17 protein-coding genes are annotated in these 20,157 nt (G+C 58.5%); 8 read left to right on the forward strand and 9 right to left on the reverse strand.

Features of this window, described 5'->3' with window-relative positions:
- Positions 1-23: 23 nt before the first annotated feature.
- A complete protein-coding gene (locus tag E0H22_RS14700) occupies positions 24-806 on the forward strand; it encodes an IclR family transcriptional regulator domain-containing protein (protein ID WP_233021753.1) in 783 nt (260 codons plus the stop codon).
- Positions 807-1,020: 214 nt separating this feature from the next.
- On the opposite strand, the gene E0H22_RS14705 is transcribed toward E0H22_RS14700, so the two are convergent.
- Positions 1,021-1,284, reverse strand: a complete 264-nt coding sequence (locus tag E0H22_RS14705; protein WP_233021754.1) for a metal-sensing transcriptional repressor — start codon at positions 1,282-1,284, stop codon at positions 1,021-1,023.
- 886 nt (positions 1,285-2,170) lie between these two features.
- Between E0H22_RS14705 and E0H22_RS14710 the strand changes: the two genes are divergently transcribed.
- Positions 2,171-3,907 carry an ABC transporter permease gene (locus E0H22_RS14710; protein WP_233021755.1) on the forward strand — a complete coding sequence of 579 codons (1,737 nt, stop codon included), beginning with the start codon at positions 2,171-2,173 and terminating at the stop codon, positions 3,905-3,907.
- Positions 3,908-3,919: 12 nt separating this feature from the next.
- A complete protein-coding gene (locus tag E0H22_RS14715) occupies positions 3,920-5,230 on the forward strand; it encodes an ABC transporter ATP-binding protein (protein WP_233021756.1) in 1,311 nt (436 codons plus the stop codon).
- A gap of 108 nt (positions 5,231-5,338) precedes the next feature.
- Here E0H22_RS14715 and E0H22_RS14720 read toward each other — a convergent pair whose 3' ends face one another.
- Genes E0H22_RS14720 through E0H22_RS14745 form a run of 6 tightly spaced genes read right to left on the reverse strand, consistent with a single transcriptional unit; the run spans position 5,339 to position 10,311 of the window.
- Positions 5,339-5,743, reverse strand: a complete 405-nt coding sequence (locus E0H22_RS14720) for a carboxymuconolactone decarboxylase family protein (RefSeq protein ID WP_233021757.1) — start codon at positions 5,741-5,743, stop codon at positions 5,339-5,341.
- A gap of 51 nt (positions 5,744-5,794) precedes the next feature.
- The gene (locus E0H22_RS14725; RefSeq protein WP_233021758.1) at positions 5,795-6,517 is read right to left on the reverse strand and encodes an ABC transporter ATP-binding protein; all 723 of its coding nucleotides are present in this window, start codon (positions 6,515-6,517) and stop codon (positions 5,795-5,797) included.
- On the reverse strand, positions 6,514-7,239 hold the full coding sequence (locus E0H22_RS14730) for an ABC transporter ATP-binding protein (protein WP_233021759.1): 726 nt from the start codon (positions 7,237-7,239) through the stop codon (positions 6,514-6,516). Before E0H22_RS14730 ends, E0H22_RS14725 begins: the two co-directional genes overlap by 4 nt.
- The gene (locus tag E0H22_RS14735; RefSeq protein WP_233021760.1) at positions 7,236-8,210 is read right to left on the reverse strand and encodes a branched-chain amino acid ABC transporter permease; all 975 of its coding nucleotides are present in this window, start codon (positions 8,208-8,210) and stop codon (positions 7,236-7,238) included. The genes E0H22_RS14730 and E0H22_RS14735 overlap by 4 nt, the downstream gene beginning before the upstream one ends.
- Positions 8,207-9,067, reverse strand: a complete 861-nt coding sequence (locus E0H22_RS14740) for a branched-chain amino acid ABC transporter permease (RefSeq protein ID WP_233021761.1) — start codon at positions 9,065-9,067, stop codon at positions 8,207-8,209. Before E0H22_RS14740 ends, E0H22_RS14735 begins: the two co-directional genes overlap by 4 nt.
- A gap of 20 nt (positions 9,068-9,087) precedes the next feature.
- Positions 9,088-10,311: an ABC transporter substrate-binding protein gene (locus tag E0H22_RS14745; protein ID WP_233021762.1), complete on the reverse strand. Its 1,224-nt coding sequence runs from the start codon at positions 10,309-10,311 to the stop codon at positions 9,088-9,090.
- 106 nt (positions 10,312-10,417) lie between these two features.
- On the opposite strand from E0H22_RS14745, the gene E0H22_RS14750 reads away from it, so the two are divergent.
- Genes E0H22_RS14750 through E0H22_RS14760 form a run of 3 tightly spaced genes read left to right on the forward strand, consistent with a single transcriptional unit; the run spans position 10,418 to position 13,270 of the window.
- A complete protein-coding gene (locus E0H22_RS14750) occupies positions 10,418-11,098 on the forward strand; it encodes a GntR family transcriptional regulator (protein ID WP_233021763.1) in 681 nt (226 codons plus the stop codon).
- 51 nt (positions 11,099-11,149) lie between these two features.
- Positions 11,150-12,040, forward strand: a complete 891-nt coding sequence (locus E0H22_RS14755) for an NAD(P)-dependent oxidoreductase (protein WP_233021764.1) — start codon at positions 11,150-11,152, stop codon at positions 12,038-12,040.
- 9 nt (positions 12,041-12,049) lie between these two features.
- The gene (locus E0H22_RS14760) at positions 12,050-13,270 is read left to right on the forward strand and encodes an alpha/beta fold hydrolase (RefSeq protein WP_233021765.1); all 1,221 of its coding nucleotides are present in this window, start codon (positions 12,050-12,052) and stop codon (positions 13,268-13,270) included.
- Between the two features lie 33 nt (positions 13,271-13,303).
- On the opposite strand, the gene E0H22_RS14765 is transcribed toward E0H22_RS14760, so the two are convergent.
- Together E0H22_RS14765 and E0H22_RS14770 are read right to left on the reverse strand one after the other, a co-directional pair.
- The gene (locus tag E0H22_RS14765; protein ID WP_233021766.1) at positions 13,304-14,713 is read right to left on the reverse strand and encodes a sensor histidine kinase; all 1,410 of its coding nucleotides are present in this window, start codon (positions 14,711-14,713) and stop codon (positions 13,304-13,306) included.
- A 4-nt stretch (positions 14,714-14,717) separates the two neighbouring features.
- Positions 14,718-15,392, reverse strand: coding sequence for a response regulator transcription factor (locus tag E0H22_RS14770; RefSeq protein WP_233021767.1), 675 nt, complete (start codon positions 15,390-15,392; stop codon positions 14,718-14,720).
- A gap of 333 nt (positions 15,393-15,725) precedes the next feature.
- Here E0H22_RS14770 and E0H22_RS14775 point away from each other — a divergent pair, with 333 nt between their 5' ends.
- Positions 15,726-16,967 (forward strand): efflux RND transporter periplasmic adaptor subunit, encoded by a 1,242-nt coding sequence (locus tag E0H22_RS14775; RefSeq protein WP_233021768.1) that lies wholly within the window; start codon positions 15,726-15,728, stop codon positions 16,965-16,967.
- Between the two features lie 39 nt (positions 16,968-17,006).
- Positions 17,007-20,156, forward strand: a complete 3,150-nt coding sequence (locus tag E0H22_RS14780) for an efflux RND transporter permease subunit (protein WP_233021769.1) — start codon at positions 17,007-17,009, stop codon at positions 20,154-20,156.
- Position 20,157: the final 1 nt, after the last annotated feature.

The following is a 20,157-nucleotide window of genomic DNA, read 5'->3' on the forward strand; positions in this document are numbered from 1 at the left end:
GTGGAAATGTTCATGTGGTGAACATGGAGCAGACGATGCACCCCAATGTCCGCGCCCTCTCGCGGGGTCTGGCAATCCTGGCCGAACTGAATGTCGGAGGTCCGAGTTCGGCCCAAACGCTCGCTCGCAAGACTGGGATCAATAGGACGACGGCGTATCGTCTGCTTCACACGATGATCGAAGACGGCTTCGTGACTTTCGACGAGCCCAGTGGAGAGTTCAGTTCGACGCCACAAGTCCGGCAACTGAGCGACGGTCTTTCGGCACGAGACGCCATGAGCCAGGCGGCACTTCCCGCTATGTTTGCTCTGATGAAAGAGGTTTCTTGGCCGAGTGATTTGGCAGTTTTTGACTCCGGCTCCGTAATCATCCGCGAGACCACGCATCCTTACAGTCCCTTTTCCGTACACCGCGCCATGATCGGACGTCGCCGCCCGTTCCTGAGGAGCTCGCTCGGCCGCGCCATCCTCGCGGCCGCGCGTCCAAAGGTGCGCAGGACCATGCTGGAAATCACTGCGGCTTCCGGAAATGCCGACGCCGCGCTTGCCGAGGATCAAGCGGTCATCAATGGACTCCTTGAGCAGTTCAATCGCGACGGCTTTGCGTGGTCCGTTGGCGAAACCGAAAAGAACATCAGCGCCATCGCACTGCCGATCGTTGGCGCGAGCGGCGTCATCGGCAGCATGAACATCATTTTCTTCAGCACCACGATGACGCCTCAGAAGGCAGCGGGACGCTATCTGCGAAATCTGCAAAAGGCTGTCGCGTCAGTTGAGACCGAACTCAGACGCTCGATCAGACGGTGAAACCGAGCAGCAGACCTTTTGCGGAGTATTCACGACAGGTCGACGAACTCGAATACGTCCGTCGCTGGTTGGGCACGGGTTCTTGAAATCGACAGCTGAAGCAGAGCGCCGTGGGATCAGCGTCAACAACAACCCTAGCTGCTTCCCTTCCCGGCGATGACCCAAACGAGCGTCAGGACAGTATCGAACAGCCCTATAGGTCGCGCCTCAAGCTTTATAGGTACTTAGTCATAAGCTTCAGGTTTCGGGTAACGGCCTGCACCTTTGCGTTCGTTCCCGCAGCGGCGTCGAGGCTGTGAGCGATATGGTCATGGATCAACAGTTGCTTCGCGCTGTCGATAGCGTTTTCGACAGCCTGCAGCTGTTGGGCAACTTTCGCGCATGGCTGGCCTTGCTCGATCATCTCAATGATCTTCTCCAGATGACCATTGGCGCGCTTGAGGCGGCGGCTTACGGCATCGCTCGCTCGATCAGACATTGGCTATCCATATCCTCCCTACCAGGATCGACGATCCACGGGGGGAGGATATATCAAATCTGTTGACAGCCAAGCGAAATCGGGACATGACGCCTGTATGCACCGGTCGCTTGCGGATCGGAATGCATTTCAACCTGATGAAAGAGCCATGGGTAGTACCCTCTCAGGCTGCGCGTTTCCGGGCATCCGTCTCGGTGGCGCACTGCCTCAACATAGTGAAACCGTTCGCGACGGCAGCCGCCGCGTGACGATGGGCATGCGCGACTAAGCTGCCGATCGCTCACCGTTCGCCGCTGAAGCGGCGCTGGAGGTGAGCGATGTTCGAAACAATCGCCAAAATTCGTCTACGCGTCTTCAGATACTTCGTGTCTGTCCCGACGGCGGCTGGTCCTGCCAACGATGACGTCGCGCGGCCTCACCGACACATCCGTACGAATCGAGATGTCCTGATTTGCCGCTGGATGTCCTCGCACGGAGGAAAATCCGTCGCCTGCTACTGGACCGTCGTCCCGGCCAATCCTCCTCCCAAGCATTCCCGCCTCGCCGACGAGGCCGATGCCCCCGTCGCCCGGCTCCAGCTCGGTGCTCGTGTGCCGGGATGCACATGATGACCGTCGCTCCTCATGGCGTGCGACAGTGGCTCGGATTGGCAATCTTGCATTCGTCTCGGTGGACGCTCCGGATCTGCATGTGGCTGTATGTCCAGCGTATTGCGTCACACGGCCTTCTCCAAGCCCTCCTATCAACCGCAGGATATCTGGAGCGGGTTGGCACCGCCGTCGCTCTACGGCGCCCTCTTCGACGACCTAGAGCCGGAACGAGACTGCGCCGCTAATCCTCGATACCACGGTGCCTGCACCACGAACTCTAGCTGGACGTACTGACGATGAAGAACTCTGAGTTCCGAATTGGCTTCATCCGGTCCGCAGACTGGCGGCCAAATATCTGGGATGTCGTTGCACTCGTATTGTTGATCGGAGCGCTCGTTCTGATCGCTTACGGGAGCGAACAGGCAGCCGTTCCTCTCTCCGATCTCGAACATACCCCGCTGTCCTTGGGCCCCGAAAATCTGCCCATCTATGCCTTGCGCACGATGCTCCGGATGCTGCTGGCGATGGCCTGTTCGATCGTATTTACGTTCGCCTATGCGACGCTCGCCGCAAAAAGCAGGCGCGCGGAGATGGTCCTCATCCCCTTACTGGACATTCTTCAATCAGTCCCGATCCTCGGCTTTCTGACCTTCACCGTCGTATTCTTCATGAACCTGTTTCCGGGACAGGTCCTCGGCGCCGAGATGGCCTGTGTTTTCGCGATCTTCACGAGCCAGGCCTGGAATATGACCTTCAGCATGTACCAGTCCTTGCGCAGTGTGCCCAAGGACCTGGACGAAGCATCTCGCAGCTTTCGCCTGTCGGGCTGGCAAAGGTTCTGGCGACTGGACGCGCCCTTCGCGGTTCCAAGCCTGATCTGGAATGCGATGATGTCGATGTCCGGTGGCTGGTTTTTCGTCGTCGCGTCCGAGGCGATCACCGTTGGCAACGTGACCGTCACGCTTCCTGGTATCGGATCGTATGTCGCACTTGCGATCCAGCAGAAGAACCTTTCGGCAATTGGCTACGCGCTAGCTGCCATGATCATCGTTATCCTGATGTACGATCAGCTTCTTTTCCGACCGGCGGTCGCATGGGCAGACAAATTCCGCTTCGAACAGACGGCATCCGGCGTCTCTCCCACCTCATGGGTTCTGGATGTATTTCGACGCACACGCGCTCTGCGAATCCTGCTGAAGCCATTCTACCTTGCTTCCGACACGATCTATCGACTGCGTGTGAATCTACCCGTTCATCGTCGCAAAGCCTCAACGGACGTCGCGCGTAGCCGCATCGGCGATGCCGCGTGGATTGGACTTGTTGCCCTGCTCACCATCTATTGCGCCTGGCAGGTCTACACCTATTTGTCGTCAGCTCTCGGCTGGACCGACGTCGGCATCGCGTTGACCTATGGTCTGATCACATTGGCACGCGTGCTGGTTCTCATTCTTCTGGCAACCCTGATCTGGGTGCCGATCGGCGTGTGGATCGGCTTGCGGCCGCGTATCGCGGAACGTGTTCAGCCGATCGTTCAATTCCTCGCTGCCTTTCCCGCAAACATTGCTTTCCCGATTTTCGTGCTCGCAATTGTTCGCCTGGATCTGAACGCTAACGTCTGGCTGAGCCCTCTGATGATTCTGGGGACGCAATGGTACATTCTCTTCAACGTGATTGCCGGAGCCTCTGCTTTCCCCACCGATTTGCGCGAAGCCGCCGGCTCCTTCCATCTGAAAGGATGGCGGTGGTGGTTCAAGGTCATATTACCGGGGATCTTCCCATACTACGTCACCGGCGCGATCACCGCTTCAGGAGGATCGTGGAACGCCTCGATCGTCGCAGAAGTCGCGAGTTGGGGCGACACCCACCTGACCGCCATTGGGCTCGGTGCCTACATCGCACAAGCAACTGAGGCTGGTGACTTTCACAGGGTTGTGCTTGGCATCACTGTCATGTGCGTGATGGTCACGCTGTTCAATCGCCTGCTCTGGCGCCCTCTCTATGCCATCGGCGAACGACGCCTTCGTTTCGGCTAACAGGAGATTGTCATGCTCGAAGGTGCTGCACAGATGAATCTCATCGAACTCTCCAAAGTCGGCCGATCGTTTCCCAAGGGAAGCGGCGACAGCCTGCTCGTCCTCGAAAACGTTGACCTCACCATCAAGAGTGGAGAAATTGTCGGCCTTCTCGGACGCTCCGGTTCCGGAAAATCCACGTTGCTACGGATCATCGCTGGCCTCATCGCACCTTCCGAAGGCGATGCGAGATACCGCGGCGATCCGATCGAAGGGCCACCGCGCGGTCTGGCCATGGTCTTTCAGTCGTTCGCGCTATTCCCATGGTTGACGGTGCTGCAGAACGTGGAACTGGGCTTGGAAGCCCTCGGGTTGGACGCTGGCGAGTGCCGCAACCGTGCCTTGGCCGCCATCGACCTGATCGGCCTCGACGGGTTCGAATCCGCATATCCGAAGGAATTGTCGGGCGGAATGCGGCAACGCGTAGGATTTGCTCGCGCACTCGTCGTGCATCCCGATCTTCTTTTAATGGACGAGCCTTTCTCCGCGCTCGATGTCCTCACCGCCGAGACGTTGAGGACGGACCTGATCGATCTTTGGAGCGAAGGTCGTCTTCCCATCAAGTCCGTTCTGATGGTCACGCACAACATCGAGGAAGCGGTGCTGTTGTGCGATCGTATTCTGGTGTTTTCGTCAAATCCGGGACGTGTGGCGACTGAGATCAAGGTGGATTTTCCCCATCCTCGCAACCGTCTCGACCCTGCATTTCGCCAGCTCGTGGATAGCATCTACGCGCGAATGACCCTTCGGGATGATGTCGCCATCGTGGCGACGCCCGGATCATACGGCGCCGGAATAGACCTAGCCCTCAACCACGCATCGTCAAACGAACTGTCCGGCTTGATCGAGACGCTCGCGGCATCCCCCTATCACGGCCGGGCCGATCTTCCCGTCCTGGCGGGACAATTTCAGTTTGAAGCCGATGACATGTTTCAGCTTTGCGAAGCTCTGCAGGTACTGCGGTTCGCTCGTCTGAACGATGGCGATATCGTGCTTACCGAGGCGGGCAAGCGATTTGCCAATCTGGGTACCGATGATCGCAAGAAGCTGTTCGCTGATCACCTTCTGAGCTTCGTCCCGGTGGTCGGATTGATTCGTCGCGTGCTGGATGAACGGCCAACGCACACGGCACCGATCGCACGGTTTCGGAACGAATTGGAAGATTACATGTCGGAAGGCTACGCGCAGGAAACATTACGCACCGCAATATCCTGGGGACGATATGCCGAACTGTTCGCCTACGATGAGGCGTCTGACACTTTCAGCCTTGAGGATCCGAGCTGAATCCATGTCTGCATTTTCGTTAAAGATAGACCGCGCCGGTCATACCAGCGCGGCCAGTGGATGACTTCCAGCTTGGCTGCGGCCGCAAAGGACAGCCGCACTGGACTGTTATTTGACCTGCCCCATTTCCTTGAGAACCTCGTTCGCCACTTTGAAGGCGTCTAGGCCGGCCGGAATGCCACAATAGACTGTCGCGTGCAGAAGCACTTCCTTGATCTCCTCGACGGTGACACCGTTATTGATCGCGCCCCGGGTGTGCAGCTTAATCTCGGGCGAGCGATTGAGCGCGGTCAGCATCGCGAGATTCAGCATGCTACGCGTTTTCTTGTCGAGACCCGGACGATTCCAGGCATAGCCCCAGCACCATTCGGTGGTGATGTGCTGGAACGCCATCATGAAATCATTGGCGGCGTCGATCGACTTGTCCACATAAGCGGCGCCGAGCACTTCGCGGCGTGTCTTCAGACCTTCGTCAAACAGGCCGCCAAGGGTGATCGTCTGGTTGTAGCTCATGTCGCGGATCCTTCTTGCTGTAATAGTAGATTGCCCTCGCCTGCCCCTCGGTCAGATACCGAGATAGGCAGCACGAACGGCCGGATTCTCATTCAATTCGGCTGATGTACCTTGCAGCGTGACACGCCCACTTTCCAGAACATAACCGCGTGCGGCGACGTCAAGAGCGAGGCTGACATTCTGTTCGACGAGGAGAATCGAGGTTCCACCGCGATGGATCTTCACGAATGCCTCGTGCATCTCCTCGACGACCTTCGGCGCGAGACCGTGGCTGGGCTCATCGAGCAACAGCAGCTTGGGCTGCAGCATCAGCGCGCGACCGACCGCCACCATCTGCTGCTCTCCGCCAGACAGCGTGCCTGCAAGCTGGGCCCGCCGCTCACGCGTTCGCGGAAAAAGCTCAAAGATTCGTTCCATTCGCTGCTGCAGGTCGGTCGCCTTGCGTGCGGTGAATGCGCCAAGCATCAGGTTTTCCTCGACACTCATGTCCGGGAAGACATGGCGCCCTTCCGGGACATGCGCGATGCCGAGCGACGGAATGTCGTGCGCTGTGCGTGTGGCGAGATCGGTGCCATTGAAGCGCAACGTGCCGCGAACATTGGGGACAAGACGCGAGATCGTGCGCAGGATCGTACTCTTGCCCGCAGTATTGGCGCCGATGATGCAAACGAATTCGCCGTCATGCATCTGAATATCGATATCGTGCAACACATCGATGCCGCCGTAGCCGGCATTGAGGCCCTTGATTTCAAGGAGAGGCTGGGAGGTGTTCATGCATGGCCCTCCGCCGACCGCCCGAGATAGGCTTCGACCACCACGGGATCGTTGGCAACCTCGTGCGGCGTGCCGTCAGCGAGCAGACGGCCGAAATTGAGCACTAGGATGCGATCGCAGATCGTCATGATAGCACGCATGTGATGTTCGACGACGAGCAGCGTAATGCCGTCATCGCGTAGCTGGCGGATCAGATCCATGATCTCCTGCATTTCGACGGGATTCAACGCCGCCATGACCTCGTCGAGCAGCAGAACCTTGGGATCGGTACACAAAGCGCGCGCGAGCTCGACTCGCGCACGTTCCGGAAATGAAAGATTGCCAGCCATCTTGTGCGCAACAGATTTGAGGCCGACGCGATCCAGGCAAACCAGCGCCCGCTCTCGCGCGGTTTCCACATCGTGGCGTAGCAAGCCAGCCGTCAGCACATTGTCGAGCACCGAGCTCTCGGCGAACAGCGCCACGTTCTGGAACGTCTTGGTCATGCCAAGGCGGGCGACCTTATGCGGTTTCTGGCCGACGATACTGGTACCATCAAGCGTGATGGCGCCGGAATCCGGCTTGATGAGCCCGCAAAGCGTGCTGAAGAAGGTCGTCTTGCCTGCCCCATTGGGACCGATGAGTCCGACGATCTGCCCTTTCGGAACGGAGAACGTCACGTCCGATAGCGCCTGCAAACCGCCGAAGCGCCGCGAGATGCCACGCACATCAAGGATCGTCATGATTGCGCTCCCTTGCCCTGAAGTCGAGCGCGCAGCGTCTCGAAGATGGTTACAAGTCCGCGTGGACGCCAGAGGATGACGACGATCAGGATCACGCCGAAGATCAGCTGCGACAGGCCTGCCGCGCCTGACGAGAACAGATCGTTCATCAGCTCCTCGATCGGCACGATGAAGAACGCGCCAAGGATGGGACCGACAGCCGTACCGACACCGCCAATGATGGCGATCAAGGCGACGCGAATGGAAATCGACGCCGCGCTGAACACGGTATCGGGATCGAAGAACACCGCGACCTGGGCGAACAGCGTGCCCAGCATGGCTGTCAGGACACCGGAGATCACGGCGGTCTGCAGCTTGACCTTGGTCGTATCGATGCCGATGACTTCCGCAGCCGCCGCGTTTTCGCGGATGGCGCGCAGACGATAGCCCATCGCTCCGCGTCGGATCACTTCGAAGATGACAGTGACGATGACGAGCGCCGCCAGGGCTATATAGGCGTGCGGAAGCAATTGCTTGAACGAATAGGCGGCAAAGCTTGGCGGCACGAACGGCACCGATAGACCGCCCGGACCGCCAGTCAGCGAGGTCCAGACATTGGCGATGACACGTGCCACTTCGCCGAAGGCCAGCGTCGCCAACGCGAAATAATGGCCCTGCAGACGCATCGTCGGAATCGCGATGATGAGCGCGGCAAGACCGCCGAGCGCACCAGCCGCGAACATGCCGATCCAGGGACTGATGCCGAATTTCAGCAACAGGATCGTGGATGTGTAGGCGCCGATGCCGAAAAAGGCAGCGTGCCCCAGCGACAACTGATTGGCGAGGCCGCCGATCAGATTCCACGCCTGCGCCATCGCGGCAAACAGCAGCGTGAAGGTGAAGACGCGGATCCAATATCCGGTCGGGCTCAGGAACTGGGGTACCGCCGCCGCAATCAGAACAACGAGTGCAATCGCAATCCAGCGTTTCATCGGCTTGCTCCCACGAGACCCTGCGGCCGGACGGCGAGCACGAGAATGAAGACCAGGAAGAGAACGAGATTCTGCAGCTGGATCGGGAAGAACAGCGCAGACAGCGCCTGGATGACGCCAACCGCAAGACCGCCGACCACCGCACCAGCGACGCTGCCCAGGCCGCCAAGCACGACGACCGTAAACATGAGGACGACGAACTGCCCGCCGACTTGCGGAAACACCGTGACATAGGGAAGAATGACGGCGCCGCCGAAGGCGGTAAGACCGACGCCGAGCGCAAAAGCCATCTTGTACATCAGGGCCGTATCGATCCCCATGAGTTGCGCCGCCATGGGGTTTTGTGCAGTCGCGCGCATGGCGCGACCGAACCAGCTGGTGCGCATGAACCACCACAAAGCAACGCCGCAAGCCAGCGACATCGAGAATGCGATGAGATACGGCACACTGATGAACAGCGATCCGAGTGACAGCGACATCGTCTGATATGATGTCGTGACCGAACGGAACTGCGATCCGAAGGAAAGAAGCGCGCCGTTTTCGAGCACAATCAAAAGACCGACCGTTAGAAAGATCTGGGCCACGGACGGCGCTTTCAGCACGCGCGAGATCAGCTGCCCCTGCACCAGCCATCCCAGCGCAAACGCCACCGCAAATGACAGTGGCGCCGCCAGAACGGGATCGAGGCCGAGATAGGCCCAGGCAAACCATGATACGAACATGCCGATCATCAGGAATTCTGCTTGCGCGAAATTCACAATGCCCATCACGCCGTAGACGAGTGTCAGGCCAATCGAGATGACGGCGTAAACGCCGCCAACCAGGAGGCCGTCCAATATCGCTTGAATGAACGACACGATCTTCTTTCGCTAAATGATCAGGAATTCCACTCGGCCGTGCCTTTGGCCACTTCCTTCGGCCAGACGGTCACGAGCTCTTTCTTGCGCCACTGCACCATCACCGGGATCGACGCGGTGTTGAGGCCTGTGCTGTCGAACTGCACGGCACCGCCGGTCATCGCATTGGTCCAGCCGCCAGTGAATTTCCCACCGCGCAGTGCCATTGTGACGTCCTCGGCCTTGGCCGACTTCGCTTTCTCGATGGCCTGCACCAGCACATCCAGCGCGACGGCATGCTCGAGCGCCTCGTGCACCATGAAGTAACCGAAGCGCTTGCGGAAACGATCGGTGAGACTCGTGTCGAGGTCATAATTGGCTGGGGCGATCGACAACACGCCTTCCGCGAATTCACCAAGCCCTTTCTCGAAATCCGGGATCACATAACCGGCGGCACCGCCGATGGCCGGAATAGTGATGCGCTGCTGGCGCATGGTACGGATGAGCAGCAAGCTGTCATTCAGATAGGAGACCGGAAAAACCGCCTGAGCACCCGACGCGCGCAGCTTGTTGATCAGCGGCGTCGTATCGGTGATTCCCAGCGGATAGGCATCGTCCATCACCAGTTCGATATTCGCCGCCTTGGCAGCCGCGCGAAGACCGCCAGCCTGGGCGGTGCCATAGGCCGTGTCCTCATACATGATCGCGATCTTGTCGATCTTGGTGCCCGCCGCTTGCGCGATCGCGACGGTGTAATCGAGCTGGGCCTTGCCGAGCGCCGATGCCTTGGCAACGACCTGGAAGATGTTCTTGAAACCGCGCCCGGTAATCTGGTCCGCGAATGACATCGTCAGCAGCGGGATATCGCGCCGCTCGGTGACTTCGGAGATCGCAATGGTCAGCGACGACGCGAAGGCGCCGAGAATGGCCGTCACTTCGTTCTGGCTGATCATGCGCTGGGCGACGGTGCCGGCCGTGGTCGGCGTCGACGTCGCGTCGGCGACGATCAGATTGATCTTCGCACCGCCGAGCGCCTTGATGCCGCCGGCCGCGTTAATCTCATCCGCGACCAGCTCGATGCCGTTGCGAGAATTGATGCCGAACTGCGCATTGGCGCCCGACAGCGGCATGATCACGCCGATATTCACCTGCTTGGCCTGGGCGCGCGCCGGGGAAACAACCCAGGGCGCCGCGATCAGCGCGGCCGACCCGGCCAGAACGGTACGGCGATCGATGCCCCCGCGCGTAGATGACGTCTTCGACATGGCAGTTTCCTCCGATGGGCGCCTTAAGGCTTACCTCATGGGGAACACAAATCAGACAGGCGGTCAAGCTGCTTGACAGATTGTCTGACAAGAGGTCAATTGACGCATGGCAGAAAACGACTCGGACCTGAACGTCACGCGCGAAACGACGAGCCTGCGCCAGCTGGTGGAAAATCGGCTGCGATCAGCGATTGGCAGCGGCCGCTTCAAACCGGGCCAGCGGCTGATCGAGCGCGAACTCTGCGAACAGACCGGTGTGGGCCGCACGTCGATCCGCGAGGCCCTGCGGCAGCTCGAAGCCGAAGGCCTCGTCACAACGATCCCGCATCGGGGCCCCGTCGTCAGCACGATCACCGTCGAAGAAGCGGCACAGCTTTACGATCTGCGCGGATTGCTGGAAGGTTATGCGGGCCGCGAATGTGCACGGCGCCGCGACCCGGAAATCATCGCACGCTTGCGCAAGCAGTTCGTGAGGATGGGCGAAGTCGCAGGCCAGGAAGACCGGAGCGACCTTCTCGCCGCCAAGACCGAATTCTACGCTGCACTGCTCGAAGGCTGTGGCAACGGTTTCGTCGAGCGCTTCCTGAAAATGCTGCTTAACCGCGTCACGGTCCTGCGCATGACATCCATGACGCAGGCCAACCGGATCGGCACCAGTCTGCACGAGATCGAGACGATCCTGACCGCCATTGAAAATGGCGACGAGGCAGGCGCTGAACGCGCCTGCGTTCTGCACATTCAGAACGCCGCAAAGGTCGCGCTCGACGCTCTCAGCCGCAGCGACTGACACCAGACCACATCAATAAATCACGACACGAACAATCGTAGAGGAACGCCCGTGACGAATTCAGCAGCAATCATCCCGCCCGCCAAAGTGACCGTGATCGGACTTGGCAATATGGGCCGGCCGATGGCCGCCTGTATCGCCCGCGCGGGATTTCAGGTGATGGGCTTCGACCTGTCAACGGATGCGCGAAATGCCTTCGCAAAGGAAGGCGGCAATGCCGCTGCGACGATCGATGAAGCGATCGTTGATGCCGCGGCGATCGTGACGCTGCTTCCGGACGGCAAGATCGTGCGTGCCGCTATCGAAGGCTTTAAAGCCAAGCTGGCCAGAGGCACCGTGATCATCGACATGAGCTCCTCCGCTCCACTCGGCACCCGCGCCCTCGGCGAAGAGCTGATCGCGGAAGGTTTTGAGTTCATCGATGCGCCGGTCTCCGGCGGCGTGAAGCGCGCCATCAGCGGCACGCTGGCGATCATGGCCGGTGGCGCTCACGCGACCATCGACCGCGCTGACAGGATCCTGCTCTCCATGGGCCCTGCCGCTTTCCGCACCGGCCCGCTCGGCTCCGGCCACGCCGCCAAAGCGCTCAACAACTACGTCTCGGCCGCAGGTCTCGCCGCTGCGGCAGAAGCGCTCGCCATCGGAAGCAAATTCGGTATCGAACCGAACACGCTCGTGGACGTGCTGAATGCCTCGACCGGCCGCAATAATTCAACCGAGAACAAGCTCAAACAGTTCATGATCTCGGAGAGTTATGCGTCTGGCTTCGCTATGGCGCTGATGGCGAAGGACATTCAGACCGCCGACGAGCTCGCGCATCAGATCGGCGTCAAAGCGCCCCTCGCCGATGAAATCACGGCCATGTGGAACAACGCGCTCAAGCAGCTCGGGCCTAAGTCTGATCACACCGAGATCGGCCGCTATCTCACCGCGGACAAGTGAGCCACATCGATGTCCGTCTTCGAACGGCTCGTCGATCATCTGACAGCGGCGCTCGTCAAGCCGGAAGTCGAAGCATTTTCGCGCGGCCTTTCGCTGCGCGTGCGCTTTACGGTCGGCGACCAGGCTCATGACGTCATCATCGGCACGCCGCCTGCCGATTCCAATACCGCCAGCGAGATCGGGATTACGGCCAGCGCCGATGATTGGGCTCTCGTGCTCGCCGAGCCGGCGCCGCCGACCTATCATTCCTTTTCGTCGATCCAGTTGCGCAACTCGCGCTTCACGATCACCGGCGATCCTCTCGCGATCGCGCAGGCCCGTGCCTGCTTCGAGGCGATCTTCGCCAATCTCACATCCTATCATGGAGTCGAATCGCCATTCGCGGATCTCAGCCGTTTGACCGGCAGCTATCACAGCATCACGAACGCCGCAGGCCGGACCGCGCAGATCTATAGCGAGGAAGCCGGCGCTGGCACACCTGTGCTCTGCCTGCACACGGCCGGCGCCGATACCCGCCAGTTTCATGGCGTGATGTGTGACCCCGCCCTTGGCGACGATTGGCGTCTGATCGGCTTCGACATGCCCTTTCACGGCCGCTCGATGCCCCCGGCCGGCTGGACCGGTGAGGCCTATCTGCTCAATCAGCAGACCTATCTCGACTGGTGCGTCAGTTTTATCGAGCAGATCGTTCGCGAACCGGTCATCGTCATGGGGTGCTCGATGGGCGCCGGCATCGCCATGGTGCTCGCCGCCGAGCGGCCAGATCTCGTTCGGGCGGTGATCGCACTGGAAGCACCGCTGCGACCGCGGGGGCGCCGCAACGGCTATCTTACCCATGCCAAGGTCAATGGCGGCTGGCATTCCGCAGCCTATGTGCGCGGCCTGCTCGGACCGCGCAGCCCGGCGGAACTGCGCCGCCGAGCCGCCTATATCTATTCGCAAGGTGCACCCGGCATCTATGACGGAGACCTCGCCTTCTATTCGGACGAGTTCGACGGCGAGCAGATTGCCAAACAGATCGACGGCAGAATCATTCCGGTGTCCCTCCTCATCGGCCACTACGACTTCTCCGCAACGGTCGATGACGCCTATCAACTCGCCGGATGGATCGAGCATGCACGCGTCATCGAAATGCCGGAACTCGGGCATTTTCCAATGACGGAGAATCCGGCAGAGATGCTGCGCTATCTGCGGCCTGTATTCGCGTCGCTGAAGCGGTCAGTCGGATGAGGCAGCTCACTCGCTGCCGCAAATCTTATATCGTCAAAGGAGAGACGCCGACCGCGCCCCATCGCTCTCCACCAGATCGTCATCATGCCATTCGTCCCGAGGAAGAAGCGCCATGATAAACTCAGATCCGCCTCCCGCTCGATCGCATACTTCCACGTCGCCTCCGTGTGCTTCCACGATCCGCTTGACGATCGCCAATCCAAGACCGACAGAGCCTGCGCGTCGATCGCGCCGCCAAAACCTCTGAAAGATCAGCGCTCTCTCGCCTACCGGAATGCCCGGACCACGATCAAGAACGCTTACGCAACTGCTGCTCCTGACGACGAGTTCGACGACCGAGCCATCACGGGTATGCCTCAGCGCATTTTCAACCAGATTTCGGATCGCACGACGCAACATCTCGGCATTTCCCGGGATAACATCGAGATTGCGAGCGCTGGTGACCGATATCTGCTTTCCCTGGGAAAGCGCGAGCGGAGTGAGAAAAGCAGCGATCTCCACGCAGATGTCGTGCAAACTCACCTTCTCGTTCCAATCGATAACGACCGTTTCGAGATCTGCCGCATCCAGCAATTGATTCACGACACGGGTCATCCCCACAACGTCGTCGTTCAACGTGCTCCTAGTCGCCTTGTCAGACAAAGTCTCGATCCTGCCGCGAAGGATGGTCAAAGGCGTTCGAAGCTCGTGCGCCACATCGGCAGCGAAATCGCGCTGGGCTCGGAAAGCACGTTCAAGACGATCAAAAGCCTGATTCACAGCGACAACCAGCGGCCTGATCTCAATCGGGATATTCCGCACGGGAAGCCGCAGATCAATCCTTTCTGGTCCGATACTGCGGGCTTTCGCTGACGCATCCAGCAAGGGACGCACCGCACGACGAAGGATCAGAAAATCCACCGCGACAAGAAATATGAGCACTGGCGCAGTGATCCAGCCGACCTGATTGAAGTAGTTTGCAACCAGATCATCGACGATGACATCGCGATGAGATAAATTCTCCGAGACCTGTACCCAGACGCTCCGGCCATCCAGACTCCGTTTCATGCTTACGCCGGCTATGGTACGAGCCCCCCGCGTCGTGGTCTCTTGATAAAACGATGTTGTTTTACCATCGTCATCGACAGGGTAGAGATGCGTTTCATCCGGTCGCGAGGAGAAAAGAGTTACGCCCGCGTCGTCAAGAATAACGTAGGAATAGCGTCCATAGGCTTGCGAATACTGATCGCGCAGTCCAGCCGGCAAGTCGAGTGACCACCCTCCTTCCTTGCGCTTAAGATGATCGACGATGCGTAATGCCTTATCCTTCAGAGCATCCTGCTGCAGTTGATCGACATCAGCGTCGAGCGTCTTGTAGAGCATCAACGGCAGAATGACCGCAGCACAGACAATCGCTATCGTGTGAAGGAACACGACCTGAAGCATAATGGAACGAAATCGCATGAGCTCAGGAGTCTTCCGTTAAAATGTATCCCACTCCGCGAACGTTCAAGATCTTCACGCGCGCGTTCATTGCAGCCAGCTGCCGTCGCACCCGGTGCACATAAACCTCAACGGCGTTCGACCCCACCTCTCCCGACAGGCCGAAGATTTGATCTTCCATGATCTTCCTCGACACAACACTGCCCTTGCGTCTGAGCAACATTTCCATCACTTCGAACTCGCGCCCGAACAGTATTCTCGGTTGCCCATCGACAAGAAGTTGCTTCCCTTCTGTGTCGAGCACCATGTTCGATAAGGACAATGACCGCCCCAGGAGCTGATCGGGCCTGCGTAGAAGAGCTTCGATCCTCGCAACCAGCTCCTCGAATGCAAATGGCTTCACCAGATAATCGTCTGCCCCGGTCCGCAGTCCGCTGATACGGTCCTGCACCCCTCCGCGCGCCGTAAGAACCAACACCGGGATCGGATCATTCCGAGAACGGAGCTCCCGCAGAACGAGCAGTCCATCTCCGTCCGGAAGGCCGAGATCGAGTATCAGCGCGGCATATCGCGTTGCGTTCAGCGAATCGCGCGCCGTCGCAACATCGGCGACCCAATCGCTCTCAAATCCAGCGTCCTTCAAGCCCCTCGAAATAATATCTGCAAGTTCAGGATTGTCCTCGACAACCAGTATTCGCATGCACGTGATCTCCGCAACGAAGCGGTTCTAGCGCAGCACAACCTTCCATGTCACTCGGCACGCCATTGTAAGGTTCGCGTAATCTTCATGTAAGATTCGCGTAAGCGGTTACTTCAGCTGCATATTTCTGCTTCGCCCATCGAGTACGTAAGGCGTGTGTAATTGCGCGCGCATATATGATCGGCAGCCGTACTGGCGGAATCTGAGACTGACACTCGGATATGTCATGGCGCATCAAATTGAAGGCCTAGCAGGTAGCACAATCAGCGTTTGGAAATGAGGCCGCCTTAAGGCTCGCAGCCAACTTTCCTTAAACAAGAGAGACCGACATCGATGTCGCCCGGCGCAAAGTTAGTTCAAAATCGTAATCTACTTACATTTGCAGTTGTTTCTCTCGTGACTACCGCTTCCCTCATATACTTTCTGTCGGGTTCGCATACATCGCACGCGATCGGCGAGAATCCAGGCAATCAACGCAAGAGCACCGAGCACTTTCGCCCAACCCCATCTCAGTGGGCCTCCCTGTCGGTTCAGCCCGTAACCTCCATGCGCTTTGCGCAAGAGTTCAGCACGGAGGGAAAGATTGCGATCGATGAGGATCGCGCTACGCGCGTTTACTCGCAATACGCAGGACGCATCACAAATCTCGCGGTTGGAACCGGTGATACCGTACAGAAAGGACAGCTTCTTTTCGTCATCGAAGCCGCGGATTCCATCGAAGCGCAGAAGGATTTCGTATCTGCTTTAGGCGATCTCAACAAAGCACGCTCGCAGGTCAATTTGACAACCGTGGTCGAGCGTCGTCTGAGCAGCCTCTACAAGGATAAAGCCATGTCCTTGAAGGAATGGGAAGAAGCCGACGCCAACCTGACTGCTGCAAAGAACGACTTGCGAACCGCAGAAATTGCACGACAGGCGGTCAAGAACCGGCTCAAGCTTCTCGGAAAGACCGATTCTGAGGTTGAACTTTTTGAGAAGACCGGAGTGATTTCTCCCGAAACTCCTGTGTACTCGCCCCTCGCCGGCACCGTCATACAACGTCGGATCGGACCGGGACAATATGTCGACGCTGGCGCGAGCGATACAGACCCCGTGATGCTTATCGGCGACATGTCGAAGGTTTGGCTTGTCGCCTATATTCGCGAATCCGATGCAGACCATATCCGGATCGGGCAACCTCTCAGTTTTACCGTGCTGACCTTGCCGGGCCAGGTGTTCGAGGCTCGCGTTAGCTATGTCGCATCCTCGCTCGAAGCGAGCAGCCGTCGCCTTCTCGTTCGGGCGACAGTGGAAAACTCTGGTGGTCGCCTGAAACCCGAGATGTTTGCAACCGCCCACATCATCACCAATGAACCAACGGAATCGCCTGCGGTCCCGCGCGATGCCGTTCTCTATGAAGGCACCTCAACACGCGTATGGATTGCGCGGGATAATGGGGAAGCCGAACTGCGTCACGTCAAGGTGGGTCTTACAAGCGGAGACATGGTGCAAATTCTGGACGGCCTGTCGGTTGGCGACAAAATCATTGCCCGCGGGAGTCTCTTCATCGATCGCGCTGCTGCACTCAGCCGTTAGCTCCGAAACGCCGCCTCGCGCGAACTGAAAGTTTTTTCCATGAACAGCTTCATTGCAGAGGTCCTGCGGCTGCGGACGCTTGTGATCCTGCTTTTCTCGCTTCTGATCGTTTTTGGCGTTGCTGCCTTCAGTAAGTTAAACATCGAGGCGTATCCCGATCCGGTACCACCCCTGGTTCAGGTTATAACGCAGAATCCGGGGCAGTCGGCGGAAGACATCGAGCGCTATATCACGATCCCGATCGAAACAGGGCTCACCACGGCTCAGCATCTTACTTCCGTTCGCTCGATCTCGCTCTTCGGCCTGTCCGACATCCGACTTCAGTTCACTTATGACTTTACCTATGAAGAGGCGCTCCAGCGCGTGCTCAACCTTCTGGGGCAACTTCCTCCGCTCCAGAATGACGCTCAGCCGGACATCTCCCCGTGGAGCCCGATCGGCGAAATCTACCGATATCAATTGATCGGACCGCCCGGCTACAGCGTGATGGATCTCAGGACTTTGCAGGATTGGGTGGTTGCCAGACGCTTTCGCGCAATCCCGGGCGTCCTCGACGTCTCGAGTTGGGGAGGAAAAACAAAGACATTCGAGGCCCAGATCGACCTGAACCGCTTGACGGCAAACGGCTTGACCTTGTCAGAGGTGGTCGAGGCCCTCAAGAAGAGCAACGTCAATGTCGGCGGTCAGACCGTCAATGTCGGCATGCAGTCCGCCGTCGTACGCGGAATAGGTTTGATACAGACGATCGACGACATCCGAAATACGACACTGTCGCAATCGGGCGCAAACCCGATCCGCATGCGCGACATCGCGGATATAAGCGTCAGCCATCTGCCGCGACTGGGCATAGCCGGCCGGGACGACCTCGACGATATCGTTCAAGGCACCGTTCTCATGCGAAGAGGAGAACACAGCACGCCAGTCATCGAGAGGGTGAAGAGCGAAATCGAGCAGATCAACTCGTCGGACCTCTTGCCTCCTGGCGTTCAGATTGTCCGAATCTACGATCGGAGCGAACTTATCAGCGCAACCACCAGCACGGTTCTTTTCAACGTCCTGTTCGGTATCGCACTGGTGTTCCTGATCCAATGGATGTTCCTCGGGGATCTTCGCAGCGCGATCGTGGTGGCATCAGCGATACCTTTCGCGTTCTTCTTTGCAATCATCATTATGGTTCTGAGAGGTAATTCCGCCAACCTGCTTTCAATCGGAGCGATCGACTTTGGCTTGATCATCGATGCGACGGTCATCATGGTCGAGAACCTGTTCCGGCGACTGACAAACAACGCACGCAATCGTCTCACAGACCCCCACGGAACTTCGGCAGAAACAAAGATCTCGATCATCCGGCGCGCTGCATCCGAGATGAGCAGGCCTATTCTCTTCTCCGCAGCTATCATCCTCGCGGGGTTCCTCCCGCTCTTCACTCTGACAGGCGTTGAAGGCCATATCTTCGGGCCTATGGCGCAAACATATGCCTATGCTCTCGCTGGCGGACTGATCGCTACCTTCACTATCGTCCCGGCGCTGAGCGCTGTGCTGCTCTCGACGAAGACCGTACATTCGGACACGATCGTGGTCCGTATGATCGGCCGCGCATATTTCCCTCTGCTTCGCGGAGCGATGCGCCGCCGAGCGATGACAATCGCTCTTGCAACGAGTATGGGGCTTGTCTCGCTCGTGGCGGGGCGGTCACTTGGGGTCGAGTTTCTCCCCACGCTCGAAGAAGGAAATCTCTGGCTCCGCGCAACGATGCCGTCCTCCATCTCGCTGGAAGCCGGAAACGACACGGCCAACCGGATACGCCGATATCTTTCTCAGCTTCCGGAAATCGAGACCGTTATTTCTCAGCAAGGCCGCACGGATGACGGCACGGATTCCAACGGATTCTTCAACGTCGAGTTCAACGCACCATTCTCCGCCAGGAAGAATTGGCGTTCGGGAATGGATAAGCCGCGCCTGATTGCGGAAATCGACGAACAGCTAAAGGCCGATTTTCCCGGTGTCGAGTTCAACTTTTCCCAATATCTACAGGACAACGTTTCCGAAGCGATATCGGGGGTCAAGGGCGACAACACCGTAAAAATATACGGCCATGATCTGAATACGCTGAAAGACATCGCAGAGCAGATCAAGGCCACGATGGAAACGGTGCCGGGCGTCACCGATCTCAGCGCGTATACCCTGCTGGGTCAGCCGACCGTTAACATCAAGATCGACCGCTTTGCCGCGGGACGATACGGCCTCATGCCCGGTGACATCAATACGGCAATCCAGGCCGCCATTGGCGGTGAGGAAGCCGGCAATCTCTATGAGCCAGCCAGCGACCGCTTTTTCCCGATCATGGTGAGGCTGGCCCCTAAGTATCGCGAGAACATCGAGGCAATCAGTCAACTCACTATCGGGGTTAAGGACGAAGAATCCGACGAGGTCATTCGGGTTCCCCTTCGCGAGGTCGCAACGGTCAGCTTGGTTTCGGGGCCGTCATTTATCTATCGTGAGGGACAGCAACGTTACGTTCCGATCAAGTTTAGCGTTCGCGACCGCGATCTGGGCAGCGCGATTCTCGAAGCCCAGAAGAAGGTGCGTGATCTGAATATTCCTTCCGGTTACCGAATTGAATGGGCAGGCCAGTTCGGGCACTTGAAGGATGCGATCAAGCGACTGCAGCTGATCATTCCTGTCACCCTTCTGCTGATCGCGATACTCCTGTTCGTCAACTTCTCTTCGGTGACCGATACACTCCTCGCTCTGAGTGTGATTCCGATGGCGACGATCGGCGGAATCCTGACTCTTCTTGTCACGAATACACCATTCAGCGTATCTGCCGCCGTTGGCTTCATTGCCCTCTTCGGCATCTCCGTGATGGAGGGCATCATTCTCCTGTCGCAGTTCAATCAGCTGATCGAGAGTGGCACGGAGCGATCAAGGGCGATCTATCAAGCGTGCGAGCTACGCTTTCGCCCGGTCTTGATGACATGCATGGCGGCCGGTGTCGGCTTGCTTCCGGCGGCCTTCTCAACGGCGATCGGCGCCCAAGTCCAACGCCCGCTCGCGCTTGTCATCGTCGGCGGCATCATGCTGGCTCCGTTGTTCATCCTCGTCGTATTTCCGATCCTGATCGAGAGATTCTCGCGTCGAAGCGCGCTTTCGGGAGATGCGGCGACAGTTGCGACGCCGGCCGAATGAG

The organism is Rhodopseudomonas boonkerdii, assembly GCF_021184025.1.
Classification (GTDB): Bacteria; Pseudomonadota; Alphaproteobacteria; order Rhizobiales; family Xanthobacteraceae; genus Tardiphaga; species Tardiphaga boonkerdii.